Source organism: Pseudomonas sp. LH21 (assembly GCF_036549575.1).
Taxonomy (GTDB): domain Bacteria; phylum Pseudomonadota; class Gammaproteobacteria; order Pseudomonadales; family Pseudomonadaceae; genus Aquipseudomonas; species Aquipseudomonas peradeniyensis.
Map to the genome: position 1 here is coordinate 987,516 of NZ_CP144367.1, position 13,972 is coordinate 1,001,487.

The 13,972-nt window shown below is 63.6% G+C and carries 16 protein-coding genes and 1 pseudogene; 16 read left to right on the plus strand and 1 reads right to left on the minus strand.

From position 1 onward, the window contains the following. Positions 1-14: 14 nt before the first annotated feature. The 5 genes from tgt to VUG52_RS04690 all read left to right on the plus strand — a co-directional run bounded on the left by tgt (position 15) and on the right by VUG52_RS04690 (position 5,023). Entirely contained in the window at positions 15-1,130 is a 1,116-nt protein-coding gene (tgt, locus tag VUG52_RS04670; protein ID WP_023629281.1) for a tRNA guanosine(34) transglycosylase Tgt, read from the plus strand. Between the two features lie 43 nt (positions 1,131-1,173). Further along, the gene (yajC, locus tag VUG52_RS04675) at positions 1,174-1,509 is read left to right on the plus strand and encodes a preprotein translocase subunit YajC (RefSeq protein ID WP_050704350.1); all 336 of its coding nucleotides are present in this window, start codon (positions 1,174-1,176) and stop codon (positions 1,507-1,509) included. 64 nt (positions 1,510-1,573) lie between these two features. After that, the gene (secD, locus tag VUG52_RS04680; RefSeq protein WP_050704351.1) at positions 1,574-3,436 is read left to right on the plus strand and encodes a protein translocase subunit SecD; all 1,863 of its coding nucleotides are present in this window, start codon (positions 1,574-1,576) and stop codon (positions 3,434-3,436) included. A gap of 10 nt (positions 3,437-3,446) precedes the next feature. Continuing rightward, entirely contained in the window at positions 3,447-4,355 is a 909-nt protein-coding gene (gene secF / locus VUG52_RS04685) for a protein translocase subunit SecF (protein WP_110735797.1), read from the plus strand. A gap of 119 nt (positions 4,356-4,474) precedes the next feature. Continuing rightward, positions 4,475-5,023 carry a glycine zipper 2TM domain-containing protein gene (locus VUG52_RS04690; protein WP_050704355.1) on the plus strand — a complete coding sequence of 183 codons (549 nt, stop codon included), beginning with the start codon at positions 4,475-4,477 and terminating at the stop codon, positions 5,021-5,023. A gap of 217 nt (positions 5,024-5,240) precedes the next feature. On the opposite strand, the gene suhB is transcribed toward VUG52_RS04690, so the two are convergent. Beyond that, positions 5,241-6,059: a type III secretion system regulator SuhB gene (gene suhB, locus VUG52_RS04695; protein WP_050704356.1), complete on the minus strand. Its 819-nt coding sequence runs from the start codon at positions 6,057-6,059 to the stop codon at positions 5,241-5,243. A gap of 151 nt (positions 6,060-6,210) precedes the next feature. Between suhB and trmJ the strand changes: the two genes are divergently transcribed. The 11 genes and pseudogenes from trmJ to ndk all read left to right on the plus strand — a co-directional run bounded on the left by trmJ (position 6,211) and on the right by ndk (position 13,968). Continuing rightward, a complete protein-coding gene (gene trmJ, locus VUG52_RS04700; RefSeq protein ID WP_050704357.1) occupies positions 6,211-6,966 on the plus strand; it encodes a tRNA (cytosine(32)/uridine(32)-2'-O)-methyltransferase TrmJ in 756 nt (251 codons plus the stop codon). Positions 6,967-6,969: 3 nt separating this feature from the next. Further along, the gene (gene cysE, locus VUG52_RS04705) at positions 6,970-7,758 is read left to right on the plus strand and encodes a serine O-acetyltransferase (RefSeq protein ID WP_028689587.1); all 789 of its coding nucleotides are present in this window, start codon (positions 6,970-6,972) and stop codon (positions 7,756-7,758) included. A 168-nt stretch (positions 7,759-7,926) separates the two neighbouring features. Beyond that, complete coding sequence (iscR, locus tag VUG52_RS04710; protein ID WP_050704358.1) at positions 7,927-8,418, plus strand: Fe-S cluster assembly transcriptional regulator IscR; 492 nt, start codon at positions 7,927-7,929, stop codon at positions 8,416-8,418. A 44-nt stretch (positions 8,419-8,462) separates the two neighbouring features. Beyond that, complete coding sequence (locus VUG52_RS04715) at positions 8,463-9,677, plus strand: IscS subfamily cysteine desulfurase (protein WP_046854251.1); 1,215 nt, start codon at positions 8,463-8,465, stop codon at positions 9,675-9,677. A gap of 46 nt (positions 9,678-9,723) precedes the next feature. After that, positions 9,724-10,110, plus strand: a complete 387-nt coding sequence (gene iscU / locus VUG52_RS04720; protein WP_011532337.1) for a Fe-S cluster assembly scaffold IscU — start codon at positions 9,724-9,726, stop codon at positions 10,108-10,110. A 28-nt stretch (positions 10,111-10,138) separates the two neighbouring features. Continuing rightward, positions 10,139-10,462 (plus strand): iron-sulfur cluster assembly protein IscA, encoded by a 324-nt coding sequence (iscA, locus tag VUG52_RS04725; RefSeq protein WP_023630636.1) that lies wholly within the window; start codon positions 10,139-10,141, stop codon positions 10,460-10,462. A gap of 8 nt (positions 10,463-10,470) precedes the next feature. Next, positions 10,471-10,992 (plus strand): co-chaperone HscB, encoded by a 522-nt coding sequence (gene hscB, locus VUG52_RS04730; protein ID WP_050704359.1) that lies wholly within the window; start codon positions 10,471-10,473, stop codon positions 10,990-10,992. Positions 10,993-11,035: 43 nt separating this feature from the next. Next, positions 11,036-12,897: pseudogene (gene hscA, locus VUG52_RS04735) on the plus strand (Fe-S protein assembly chaperone HscA). Positions 12,898-12,900: 3 nt separating this feature from the next. Further along, positions 12,901-13,242, plus strand: a complete 342-nt coding sequence (fdx, locus tag VUG52_RS04740) for an ISC system 2Fe-2S type ferredoxin (RefSeq protein WP_046854253.1) — start codon at positions 12,901-12,903, stop codon at positions 13,240-13,242. Positions 13,243-13,252: 10 nt separating this feature from the next. Continuing rightward, positions 13,253-13,453, plus strand: a complete 201-nt coding sequence (gene iscX / locus VUG52_RS04745; RefSeq protein ID WP_028689593.1) for a Fe-S cluster assembly protein IscX — start codon at positions 13,253-13,255, stop codon at positions 13,451-13,453. Between the two features lie 89 nt (positions 13,454-13,542). Then, complete coding sequence (ndk, locus tag VUG52_RS04750) at positions 13,543-13,968, plus strand: nucleoside-diphosphate kinase (protein ID WP_023630072.1); 426 nt, start codon at positions 13,543-13,545, stop codon at positions 13,966-13,968. Positions 13,969-13,972 lie beyond the last annotated feature (4 nt).

Here is a 13,972-nt window from a genome sequence, read left to right on the forward strand (position 1 = left end):
GTCGCACCTGTCGAATGTCGTTCGAACTGCTGGCCACCGACGGCAAGGCCCGTCGTGGCCGGCTGACCTTCCCCCGTGGCACCGTCGAGACCCCGGCCTTCATGCCGGTGGGCACCTACGGCACGGTCAAGGGCATGCTGCCGCGTGACATCGAGGCGATCGGCGCCGAGATCATCCTCGGCAACACCTTCCACCTGTGGCTGCGCCCGGGTACCGAGGTCATCAAGAAACACAACGGCCTGCACGACTTCATGCAATGGAAAGGCCCTATCCTCACTGATTCCGGTGGTTTCCAGGTGTTCAGCCTGGGCGCCATGCGCAAGATCAAGGAGGAAGGCGTGACCTTCGCGTCGCCAGTGGACGGTTCCAAGGTGTTCATGGGCCCCGAGGAGTCCATGCAGGTCCAGCGCGACCTGGGCTCGGACATCGTGATGATCTTCGACGAGTGCACCCCGTACCCGGCCGAGCACGACGTGGCGCGCACCTCCATGGAGCTGTCGCTGCGCTGGGCCCAGCGCTCGAAGAACGCCCACGGCGACAACACCGCGGCGCTGTTCGGCATCGTCCAGGGCGGCATGTACCAGGACCTGCGCATGCGCTCGCTGGAAGCGCTGGTCAACATCGACTTCGATGGCCTGGCCATCGGCGGCCTGTCGGTGGGCGAGCCCAAGCACGAGATGATCAAGGTGCTGGACTACCTGCCTGCGCAGATGCCGGCTGACAAACCTCGTTACCTTATGGGGGTAGGCAAGCCGGAAGATCTTGTAGAGGGTGTGCGCCGCGGCGTCGACATGTTCGACTGCGTGATGCCCACGCGCAATGCGCGCAACGGCCATCTGTTCGTCGATACCGGGGTGATCAAGATCCGCAACGCGTTCCATCGCCACGATGAATCGCCGCTGGATCCGACCTGCGATTGCTATACCTGCACCAACTTCTCCCGCGCCTATCTGCATCATCTGGACAAGTGCGGCGAAATGTTGAGCAGCATGCTGAATACCATCCACAACTTGCGCCATTACCAGCGCTTGATGGCCGGTTTACGCGAGGCTATTCAACAGGGTAAATTGGCCGCCTTTGTCGACGCCTTCTACGCCAAGCGCGGGCTGCCTGTGCCGCCCTTGGACTGACTGTTCGCATCCATTATTAGAAAATATCCATTAGGAGTGCCCAATGAGCTTCTTGATTCCCGCCGCTTACGCGGACGCAGCAGCCCCAGCCGCCGGCCCAGCCGGTACCGGCTTCGAGTGGATCTTCCTGGTCGGCTTCCTGGTCATCTTCTACCTGATGATCTGGCGCCCGCAGGCCAAGCGTGCCAAAGAGCAGAAAAACCTGCTGAGCAACCTGCAAAAAGGTGACGAAGTGGTCACCACCGGCGGCATCGCCGGCAAGATCGTCAAGGTTGCCGACGACTTCGTGGTCCTGGAAGTGTCCGACAACGTCGAGCTGAAGTTCCAGAAGGGCGCCGTGGCGGCGACCCTGCCGAAAGGTACGCTCAAGGCTATCTGAGTTACCGGTTTCATTTTTCCAGTCGGGGCGCGCAAAGCGCCCCGCGTCTTGAACGGGCGGCGTGATGCTGAACAAATACCCTCTGTGGAAATACCTGCTGATCGTGGTGGTACTGGCGGTCGGCTTCATTTATTCCGCACCCAACCTCTATCCGGATGATCCGGCGGTGCAGATCAGCGGCGCCAGCTCCGCCCTGCATGTGAGCCAGGCCGACCTCGATCGCGTGACCAAGGCGCTGACCGATGCCGGTATCGCCGTCAAAGGCGGCAGCCTGGGCGAGAAGGGCAGTGCGCTGGTGCGTCTGACCAACCAGGAAGCACAGCTGCCGGCCAAGGATGTGGCGCGCAAGACCCTCGGCGACGACTATGTCGTGGCCCTGAACCTGGCCCAGACCACTCCGCAGTGGCTGCGCAACCTGGGTGCCAGCCCGATGAAGCTGGGCCTGGACCTGTCCGGTGGTGTGCACTTCCTGCTGGAAGTGGACATGGACAAGGCCATGACCGCTCGCATGAAAGTCTACGAAGGCGAGGTCAAGACCTTGCTGCGCAAAGAGCGCGTCCGCTACCGCAGCCTGCCCCAGCAGGACGGCGGCATCATGCTGGGCTTCGCCGACGATGCTACCCGCGAACAGGCCCGCAGCCTGATCCGCAAGAATTTCAATGACTTCGACCTGACCACCACCGAGCGCAACGAGCTCGCCGTGCTGCGTCTGGCGCTGACCCAGGCGAAAGTCGCCGAGATCCGCGAATACTCGATCAAGCAGAACCTGACCACCGTGCGCAACCGGGTCAACGAGCTGGGCGTGGCCGAGCCGCTGGTCCAGCGCCAGGGCGCCAACCGCATCGTGGTCGAGCTGCCGGGCGTGCAGGACACCGCCGAAGCCAAGCGTATCCTCGGCAAGACCGCCAACCTGGAGTTCCGCTTCGGTGCCGAGCCGGGCGCGTCCAAGGCTACCACCGAGGTGTTCGAGTTCCGCGAAGGCGGCCGCTCCGCTGCGGTCGAGCGTGGCCTGATCATCACCGGTGACCAGGTCACCGACGCCCAGGCCAGCTTCGACGAGCACGGTCGCCCGCAGGTGAATATCCGCCTCGACGGCCACGGCGGCGAGCTGATGAGCCGCGCCACCCGTACCAACGTCGGGCGCAGCATGGCGGTGATCTTCATCGAGCAGAAGCCGGTCACCCGCTACCAGAAGCAGGTGGTCGACGGCGTCGAGAAAGAAGTCGCGGTGCAGACCTTCCAGGAAGAGAAGAAGATCATCAGCCTGGCGACCATCCAGTCGCCGCTGGGCAGCCAGTTCCGCATCACCGGCCTGAACGGCCAGGGCGAATCGTCCGAACTGGCCCTGCTGCTGCGTGCCGGTGGCCTGGCCGCGCCGATGTACTTCGCTGAAGAACGTACCATTGGCCCAAGCCTGGGTGCCGACAACATCACCAAGGGTATCGATGCATCCCTGTGGGGCATGCTGTTCGTCTCGCTGTTCATCATCGCCATCTATCGCGCCTTCGGTGTGCTGGCGACCATCGCCCTGGCGGGCAACATGGTCCTGCTGCTGGCGCTGATGTCGCTGCTGGGCGCCACCCTGACCCTGCCGGGTATCGCGGGTATCGTGCTGACCATGGGCATGGCGGTGGACGCCAACGTGCTGATCTTCTCGCGTATCCGCGAAGAGATCGCCGCCGGCATGTCGGTGCAGCGCGCCATCCACGAAGGTTTCAACCGCGCCTACTCGGCGATCGTCGACGCCAACCTGACCACCCTGCTGGTCGGCGGCATCCTGTTCGCCATGGGTACCGGCCCGGTCAAGGGCTTCGCGGTCACCATGTCCCTCGGGATTTTCACCTCGATGTTCACCGCCGTCATGGTGACCCGCGCACTGGTCAACCTGACCTGCGGCGGGCGTGACATCAAGAAGCTGTGGGTTTGAGGGAGCTGCGATGAAAACCATCAACTTCATGGGCGTGCGCAATGTCGCGTTCGCCATTACCGTGCTCCTCACCGTGCTGGCGCTGTTCAGCTGGTGGCACAAGGGCCTGAACTTCGGCCTGGACTTCACCGGCGGTACGCTGATCGAGCTCACCTACGAGCGTCCGGCGGACCTGGAAAAGGTCCGTACCGAGCTGGTCGGCTCCGGCTTCCACGATGCCGTGGTGCAGAGCTTCGGCGCCACCACCGACCTGCTGGTGCGCATGCCGGGCGATGACCCGCAGTTGGGCAACCGCGTGGCCGAGGCACTGCAGAAGATCGGCGGCGACAACCCGGCCACGGTCAAGCGCGTCGAGTTCGTTGGCCCGCAGGTGGGCGAGGAGCTGCGTGACCAGGGCGGCCTCGGCATGCTCCTGGCACTGGGCGGCATCCTCATCTACCTGGCGTTCCGCTTCCAGTGGAAGTTCGCCGTGGGCGCGATCATCTCGCTGATCCACGACGTGGTGGTCACCCTGGGCATCCTGTCGTTCTTCCAGATCACCTTCGACCTGACGGTGCTGGCGGCGGTGCTGGCGATCATCGGCTACTCGCTCAACGACACCATCGTCGTGTTCGACCGGGTGCGCGAGAACTTCCGCGTGCTGCGCAAGGCCTCGCTGATCGAGAACATCAACATCTCGACCACCCAGACCCTGCTGCGGACCGTTGCCACCTCGGTGTCGACCTTGCTGGCCATCGCCGCGCTGCTGTTCTTCGGCGGCGACAACCTGTTCGGCTTCTCCCTGGCGCTGTTCATCGGCGTCATGGCGGGTACCTACTCGTCGATCTATATCGCCAACGTGGTGCTGATCTGGCTGAACCTGAGCAGCGAAGACCTGATCCCGCCGGTCAAGACCGAGGGTGTGGACGAGCGTCCGTAAGGCTTGTCTCGCGCCGTTTGGCGCAAAGAGAGGCGCGAGTGTTGAACTCGCGCCTTTTTTTTTGCTCCAAGGCAGGGAGAAGGCGGGCTGGAGCCCGCGGGTACGATCAGGAGGTTCACGTGAACAAATCAATGCTGGTGGGTGCGGTTCTGGGTGCTGTCGGTGTGACTGCCGGAGGTGCTGTGGCGACCTACAGCTTGGTGAACAAAGGGCCTGAGTACGCCCAGGTCACCGACGTGCAGCCGATCAAGCAGCAAGTGAAAACGCCGCGTGAGGTCTGCAAGGATGTCACCGTGACGCGCCAGGCGCCGGTCAAGGACCAGCATCAGATTGCCGGTACGGTGGTTGGTGCCATCGCCGGTGGCCTGCTGGGCAACCAGATCGGTGGCGGTACCGGCAAGAAGATTGCCACCGTGGCCGGTGCGGTCGGTGGCGGCTATGCCGGCAACAAGGTGCAGGAAGGCATGCAGGAGCGTGATACCTACACCACCACGCAAACCCGCTGCAACACGGTCAATGACATCAGCGACAAGGTGGTGGGTTACAACGTGACCTATTCCATCGGTGACCAGGTGGGCAAGGTGAAGATGGATCACGAGCCGGGCTCGACCATTCCGTTGGACAAGAATGGCAAGTTGGTCCTGGGGCAGAACCAGCCGGGGCAGTGAGCCGTTTGCAGGCCGCTTTTCTGTAGGAGCGGCCTTGTGCCGCGAAAGGGGCGCGAAGCGGCCCTAGGGTATTGCGTCTTTCTCAAGACTGTCGGGGCTGCTTCGCAGCCCTTTCGCGGCACAAGGCCGCTCCTACATGGGAAGGCGATGCCAGGCTGAATTCAGGCACAAAAAAAGCACCCCGAGGGGTGCTTTTTTGTGCCCGTGCAATCCGCGCTTAGCGCTTCATGTGCTCTGGCAGGTGCGGCTGGATGGCAGTCAGCACGGCCTTGAAGCACTTGATGTTGCCTGCAACGATGTGGCCCTTCTCAAGGAAGTCGTGGCCACCGTTGAAGTCGCTCACCAGGCCACCGGCTTCCTGGATCAGCAGCACGCCCGCGGCCATGTCCCACTCGGACAGGCCCGACTCCCAGAAGGCGTCGAAGCGGCCGGCGGCTACATAAGCCAGGTCCAGGCTGGCGGAGCCTGCGCGACGGATGCCGGCGGTCTGGCCGGTCAGGGCGCGGAACATGCCCAGGTAGTTGTCCAGGTCGGCCATCTGGCTGTCACGGAACGGGAAGCCGGTGCCCAGCAGCGCGCCTTCCAGGCTGGTGCGCGAGCTGACGCGCAGGCGGCGGCCATTGAGCTGGGCGCCACGGCCACGGCTGGCGGTGAATTCTTCCTGGCGAACCGGGTCGACGATCACGGCGTGTTCGAGGCGGCCACGGTATTTGCAGGCGATGCTGACAGCGAAGTGCGGAACGCCACGCAGGAAGTTGGTGGTGCCGTCCAGCGGATCGATGATCCACAGGTAATCCTTGCCTTCTTCACCGCTGCCCGCGTGCAGGCCGGTCTCTTCACCCTGGATCGAGTGGTTCGGGTAGGCCTTGCGCAGGGCCTCGACGATGACCTTCTCGGCGGCGCGGTCAACCTCGGACACATAGTCCTTGGCCTGCTTTTCGTCGACTTTGATGCTATCCAGGCGTTCGATGGAGCGGAAAATCAGTTCACTGGCGCTGCGAGCGGCGCGCAGGGCGATATTCAGCATAGGCTGCATGGGAAGGTCACCTGGAGATGTTAAAGAGGAAAGCCGATCATTCTAGCAGAAATCTTTGACGACAGAAGTGTCACATTTGCTTTCATGGCGTTACGCTGGTCGGTTCTGTAAGATCGAACCCTCCTGTTTCCGCATCCGAGAGCACGACACCTTGCTGCAAAATATTCGTGTTGTTCTGGTCAATACCAGCCACCCCGGCAACATCGGCGGCGCTGCGCGTGCCATGAAAAACATGGGCTTGTCGCGTCTGGTGCTGGTGCAGCCAAAAGAGTTTCCGGCCGCGGACGCCAGCGCCCGCGCCTCGGGCGCCGACGACGTGCTGGACAACGCCCAGGTGGTCGACAGCCTCGAGCAGGCGCTGGTCGGCTGCAGCCTGGTCATGGGTACCAGCGCCCGTGAGCGCAGCATCCCCTGGCCGCTGATCGACCCGCGCGAGTGCGGGGCCAGGGCCGTGGCCCAGGCCATGGGCGGCGAAGAGATCGCCCTGGTGTTCGGGCGCGAGCACGCCGGCTTGACCAACGAAGAACTGCAGCGATGTCACTTCCACGTGCACATTCCCTCGAACCCCGACTTCAGCTCGCTGAATCTGGCCGCCGCCGTCCAGGTGCTCTCCTATGAGGTGCGCATGGCCTGGCTGGCAGGGCAGGGCAGTGCGGTGAAGGTCGAGAAGGTCGACGCCAGCGAGCTGGCGACCATGGACGAAATGGAGCTGTTCTACGATCACCTGGAAAAGACCCTGGTGGACATCGGCTTCCTCGATCCCGAGAAACCCAAGCACCTGATGGCGCGCCTGCGCCGGCTGTATGGGCGAAGCTCGGTCGAGCGTCCGGAAATGAGCATTTTGCGCGGCATCCTTACTGAGACCCAGAAGGTCGCACGGGGCGAGCCGCATAAAAGGAAGGACTGACAGATGTTCGAGCGTCTGCGTGAAGATATCCAGAGCGTTTTCCATCGTGACCCGGCGGCGCGCAACGCCTTCGAGGTCCTGACCTGCTACCCGGGGATGCATGCCATCTGGCTGCACCGCCTGGGCAATGCCCTGTGGCGGCGCGACTTCAAGTGGCTGGCGCGGCTGGTGTCGAACTTCGGTCGCTGGATGACCGGCATCGAGATCCACCCGGGGGCGACCATCGGCCGGCGCTTCTTCATCGACCACGGCATGGGCATCGTCATCGGCGAGACTGCCGAGATCGGCGACGACGTGACCCTGTACCAGGGCGTCACCCTCGGTGGCACCAGCTGGAACAAGGGCAAGCGTCACCCGACCCTGGAAAACGGCGTGGTGGTCGGTGCCGGGGCCAAGGTGCTGGGTCCGTTCACCGTTGGCGCCGGGGCCAAGATCGGCTCCAACGCCGTGGTCACCAAGGCGGTGCCGGCCGGCGCCACGGCGGTGGGCATCCCGGGGCGGATCATCGTCAAGACCGAGGATGACGCCGTCGAGGCCAAGCGCAAGGCCATGGCCGAGAAGATCGGCTTCGATGCCTACGGCGTCAGCGGCGACATGCCAGACCCGGTGGCCCGCGCCATCGGCCAGATGCTCGACCACCTGCAGGCCGTCGACGAGCGCCTGGAGGGCATGTGCGGCGCGCTGACCCGGATGGGCAGTGACTACTGTGCCAAGGAACTGCCGGCGCTGCCCGATGATGACTTTGCCGCGGCCTGTGCCGAGCTGAAGCAGGGCGACACTCAGTCGCATTGATTGCGCCGGCCCGACACAAGGGGCGTGTGCTTGCGCCCCTTGTCTGCTACACTCGCGCCCGCCTCCCGCATGCATACCCGACTAAAGCACTAGGTCTAATAGTTGACTTAAATGCTCGGGAATCGCATACTCGCACACATCCTGTAACTCCCGTGGTACCCATACGCCATGCGACTGACTACCAAAGGCCGATACGCCGTGACCGCCATGCTCGACCTGGCGTTGCACGCGCAGCATGGGCCGGTGTCTTTGGCCGACATTTCCGAGCGCCAGGGCATTTCCCTCTCTTATCTGGAACAGCTGTTCGCCAAGCTGCGCCGCAGCAGCCTGGTATCCAGCGTTCGCGGTCCGGGTGGCGGCTACCAGCTGTCGCGGGGCATGGAAACCATCCAGGTGGCCCAGGTCATCGACGCGGTCAACGAATCGGTCGATGCCACCCGTTGCCAGGGCCTGGGGGACTGCCACGCCGGTGATACCTGCCTGACTCACCACCTGTGGTGCGACCTGAGCCAGCAGATCCATGAATTCCTCAGTGGCATCAGCCTGGCCGACCTCGTCATGCGCCGCGAGGTGCAGGAAGTCGCCCAGCGCCAGGACCTGCGCCGTGTCGCAGGCCGAGTTGCCCAGTTGGACAAGATTGAGACGTCCGCCGTCGACTGAAACCGCAGCGACGAGCGACGCCACCGCCTGATAGGAGATACTCAATGAAGTTGCCGATCTACCTCGATTACTCCGCGACCACGCCGGTCGATCCCCGTGTCGCCCAGAAGATGGCCGAGTGCCTGCTGGTTGACGGGAACTTCGGCAACCCGGCCTCGCGCTCCCACGTGTTCGGCTGGAAGGCCGAGGAAGCAGTCGAGAACGGCCGCCGCCAGGTCGCCGAACTGATCAACGCCGACCCGCGCGAGATCGTCTGGACCAGCGGTGCCACTGAGTCCGACAACCTCGCTCTGAAGGGCGTGGCGCACTTCTATCAGACCAAGGGCAAGCACATCATCACCTCCAAGATCGAGCACAAGGCGGTCCTGGACACCGCTCGCCAGCTCGAGCGTGAAGGTTTCGAAGTCACTTACCTCGAGCCCGGCGAAGACGGCATCGTCACCCCGGCCATGGTCGAGGCCGTGCTGCGCGACGACACCATCCTGGTCTCGCTGATGCACGTGAACAACGAAGTCGGCTCGATCAACGACATCGCCGCCATCGGTGAACTGACCCGCTCGCGCGGCGTCTTGTTCCATGTCGATGCCGCCCAGTCGGCCGGCCGCGTCGAGATCGACCTGCAGAAACTCAAGGTCGACCTGATGTCGTTCTCCGCGCACAAGGTCTACGGCCCGAAAGGCATCGGCGCGCTGTACGTCAGCCGCAAGCCGCGCGTGCGCCTGGAAGCCATCATTCACGGCGGCGGCCATGAGCGCGGCATGCGTTCGGGCACCCTGCCGACCCACCAGATCGTCGGCATGGGCGAGGCCTTCGCCATCGCCAAGCAGGAAATGGCCGCTGAAAACGTGCGCATCAAGGCCCTGAGCGACCGCTTCTTCAAGCAGGTCTCGGACCTCGAAGAGCTGTACGTCAACGGCAGCCAGACCCAGCGCGTGCCGCACAACCTGAACCTGAGCTTCAACTACGTCGAGGGCGAGTCGCTGCTGATGTCGCTGAAGGACATCGCCGTTTCGTCCGGTTCGGCCTGCACCTCCGCTTCGCTCGAGCCGTCCTACGTCCTGCGCGCCCTGGGCCGCAACGACGAACTGGCGCACAGCTCGATCCGCTTCTCCTTCGGCCGCTTCACCACCGAAGAAGAAGTCGACTACGCCGCGCAGAAAGTCTGCGAAGCCGTGAACAAGCTGCGTGAATTGTCGCCGCTGTGGGACATGTACAAAGACGGCGTCGACATCTCCAAGATCGAGTGGGCCGCCCACTAAGCAGTCGCCGGCAAGAGCGGCTCCCTGATGAGGAAGGAATTGCACCATGGCATACAGTGAAAAGGTCATCGACCACTACGAAAACCCGCGCAACGTCGGCAAGATGAACGCCGACGATCCGGATGTCGGCACCGGCATGGTCGGCGCCCCGGCTTGCGGCGACGTGATGCGCCTGCAGATCAAGGTCAACGAGCAGGGCGTCATCGAAGACGCCAAGTTCAAGACCTACGGCTGCGGTTCGGCCATCGCCTCCAGCTCCCTCGCCACCGAGTGGATGAAGGGCAAGACCCTGGATGAGGCCGAGACCATCAAGAACACCCAGCTGGCTGAAGAGCTGGCACTGCCGCCGGTCAAGATCCACTGCTCCGTGCTCGCCGAAGATGCCATCAAGGCCGCTGTTCGCGATTACAAGCAGAAGAAAGGCTTGATCTAAGTCGACTGTCGCGAGGTAAGGAGTTCCGATGGCTATCAGCATGACAGAAGCCGCCGCCAACCACATTCGCCGTTCCCTCGACGGGCGCGGCAAGGGTGAGGGCATTCGCCTGGGCGTGCGCACCACCGGCTGCTCGGGCCTGGCCTACGTGCTGGAGTTCGTCGACGAGCTCGCCGCCGAAGACCAGGTGTTCGAGAACCATGGCGTGAAGGTCATCATCGACCCGAAAAGCCTGGTCTACCTCGATGGCACCGAGCTGGACTTCGTCAAGGAAGGGTTGAACGAAGGCTTCAAGTTCAACAACCCCAACGTGCGCGGTGAGTGTGGCTGCGGCGAAAGCTTCAACGTCTGAGGCTGGCCGTGGGTACTCCTTGTCATTTCGCCCTGTTTGAGCTGCAACCCGGTTTTCGCCTGGACCTCGACAAGCTGGCCGTTCGCTACCGCGAGCTGGCCCGCGAGGTCCATCCGGACCGTTTCGCCGACGCTTCCGAGCGCGAGCAGCGCGTAGCCCTGGAAAAGTCGGCGGCCCTCAACGACGCCTACCAGACCTTGCGCAGCGCCCCGCGCCGGGCCCGCTACCTGCTGGCCATCGGCGGCCACGAGGTGCCCCAGGAAGTCACGGTGCACGACCCGGACTTCCTGCTGCAGCAGATGCAGTGGCGCGAAGAGCTCGAAGACCTGCAGGACGAAGCCGACCTCGACGGTGTCGCCGTGTTCAAGAAGCGCCTCAAGGTCGCCCAGGACACGCTGAACGAGGATTTCGCCGCCTGCTGGGATGTTGCTGCAGAGCGTGAGCAGGCCGAGCGCCTGATGCGCCGCATGCAGTTCCTCGACAAGCTCGCCCAAGAAGTGCGCCAACTCGAAGAGCGCCTCGACGATTAACCCCGGCGTTGCCCGTGATGACGCCTAAGGTACTCAGATAAGCATGGCCCTACTGCAGATCGCCGAACCCGGTCAGAGCCCCCAGCCGCACCAGCGCCGCCTGGCGGTGGGCATCGACCTGGGCACCACCAATTCTCTCGTCGCCGCCGTGCGCAGCGGGCGCAGCGAACCGCGCCCGATGCCCGGGGCAGTGTCATCCTGCCATCCGCCGTGCGTTATCTCGACAACGCTGTCGAAGTCGGCCTGGCCGCGCGCGAGGCGGCCCCCAGCGACCCGCTCAACAGCATCCTGTCGGTCAAGCGCCTGATGGGGCGTGGCCTGGCGGACGTCAAGCAGCTGGGCGAGCAACTGCCGTACCGCTTTGTCGGCGGTGAATCGCACATGCCGTTCATCGACACGGTCCAGGGCCCGAAAAGTCCGGTGGAAGTGTCGGCCGATATTCTCAAGGTGCTGCGTCAGCGTGCCGAGGAAACCCTCGGTGGTGAGCTGGTTGGCGCGGTGATCACCGTCCCGGCCTATTTCGACGATGCCCAGCGCCAAGCCACGAAGGATGCAGCCAAACTGGCCGGCCTCAATGTCCTGCGCTTGCTCAACGAGCCGACCGCGGCTGCCGTGGCCTATGGCCTGGACCAGGATGCCGAAGGCGTCGTGGCGATTTTCGACCTGGGCGGCGGCACCTTCGATATCTCCATCCTGCGCCTGACCGCCGGTGTCTTCGAAGTGCTGGCTACCGGTGGCGACACCGCCCTGGGTGGTGATGACTTCGACCATGCGATCGCTGGCTGGATCATCGAGCAGGCCGGCTTGTCCGCCGACCTCGATCCGGCCACTCAGCGCCTGCTGCTGCAGACCGCTTGCGCGGCCAAGGAAGCCTTGACCGACAGTGAAGCGGTCAGCGTCCAGCATGGTGCCTGGCAGGGCGAGCTGACCCGTGCCGCCTTCGAAGCCATGATCGAACCGATGATCGCCCGCAGTCTCAAGGCCTGCCGCCGCGCCGTGCGCGACAGCGGTATCGAGCTGGAAGAGGTCGGCGCGGTGGTCATGGTCGGTGGTTCGACCCGCGTGCCGCGTGTGCGCGAGGCGGTCGGCGCGCTGTTCGGCCGTACCCCGCTGACCTCGATCGACCCGGACCAGGTGGTGGCCATCGGTGCTGCCATCCAGGCCGACACCCTCGCCGGCAACCGCCGCGAAGGCGGTGAGCTGCTGCTGCTCGACGTCATCCCGCTGTCCCTGGGTCTTGAGACCATGGGCGGGCTGATGGAGAAGGTGATCCCGCGCAACACCACCATTCCGGTGGCTCGCGCCCAGGAATTCACCACGTACAAAGATGGCCAGTCGGCCATGATGATCCACGTGCTGCAGGGCGAGCGCGAGCTGATCAGCGACTGCCGTTCCCTGGCCCGCTTCGAGCTGCGCGGGATCCCGGCCATGGTCGCGGGTGCGGCGAAGATCCGCGTGACCTTCCAGGTCGACGCCGACGGCCTGCTCAGCGTCGCGGCCCGCGAACTGGGTTCGGGCGTGGAATCGAGCATCCAGGTCAAGCCGTCCTACGGCCTGACCGACGGCGAGATCGCCCGCATGCTCAAGGACTCCTTCGAGCACGCCGGCTCCGACAAGCATGCGCGCCAGCTGCGCGAGCACCAGGTCGACGCCGAGCGCCTGCTCGAGGCGGTGCAGGGCGCCCTGGACGCCGATGGCGAGCGCCTGCTCAGCAGTGACGAGCGCGACGCGATCGAATTCCAGATGCAAGAACTACGTGATTTGCTGACCGGCACCGATGGCGCCGCCATCGAGCAACAGACCAAGCGTCTGTCGCAGGTGACCGATGCATTTGCCGCCCGTCGCCTTGATTCGACGGTCAAAGCCGCACTGGCCGGGCGCAACCTGAATGAGATCGAGGAGTAACCGATGCCGCTGGTGACATTCCTGCCGCATGAGAAGTTCTGCCCCGAGGGCTTGACCGTGGAAGTGCCGTCCGGGACCAACATCCTGGAACTGGCCCACGACCATCACATCGAGATGGAAAGCGCCTGCGGCGGCGTCAAGGCCTGCACCACCTGCCATTGCATCATCCGCAAGGGCTTCGACTCCCTTGAAGAAGCGGACGAGCTCGAAGAGGACATGCTGGACAAGGCCTGGGGCCTGGAGGCGCAGTCGCGCCTGGGTTGCCAGGTGGTCGTCGGCGATGAGGACCTCACCATCGAGATCCCCAAGTATTCGCTCAACCACGCCGCCGAAGCGCCGCACTGAGGGCCTGTACATGAGTCTGAAATGGGTTGATGTACTTGAGATCGCCATCCAGCTTGCGGAAAGCAAGCCCGAGGTCGATCCTCATTACGTGAATTTCGTCGATCTGCGCGCATGGGTCATGGCCCTGCCGGACTTCGATGACGATCCGTCGCGTTGCGGCGAGAAGGTTCTCGAGGCCATCCAGGCGGCCTGGATCGAAGAAGCCGACTGAGCGCACGCCGCAGGTTAGGCAATCCCCTGGAACCCGCGTATAATTCGCGGGTTTAATTTTTCGCAACACTCAATATTCTGGAGTTTTCCATGGCTGTTCAACGTACTTTCTCCATCATCAAGCCTGACGCCGTTGCCAAGAACGTCATCGGCGAGATCACCACTCGCTTCGAGAAAGCCGGCCTGCGCGTCGTCGCTTCGAAAATGAAGCAGCTGTCCAAAGCCGAAGCCGAAGGCTTCTACGCCGAGCACAAAGAGCGTGGCTTCTTTGGTGACCTGGTTGCCTTCATGACTTCCGGCCCAGTCGTTGTACAGGTTCTGGAAGGCGAAAACGCCATTCTGGCCAACCGTGAGCTGATGGGCGCCACCAATCCTAAAGAAGCTGCTGCTGGCACCATCCGCGCCGACTTCGCCGAGTCGATCGACGCCAACGCCGTTCACGGTTCGGACTCCGAAGCCGCTGCCGCTCGCGAAATCGCTTACTTCTTCGCAGCTACCGAGGTAACCACTCGCTAAGCGA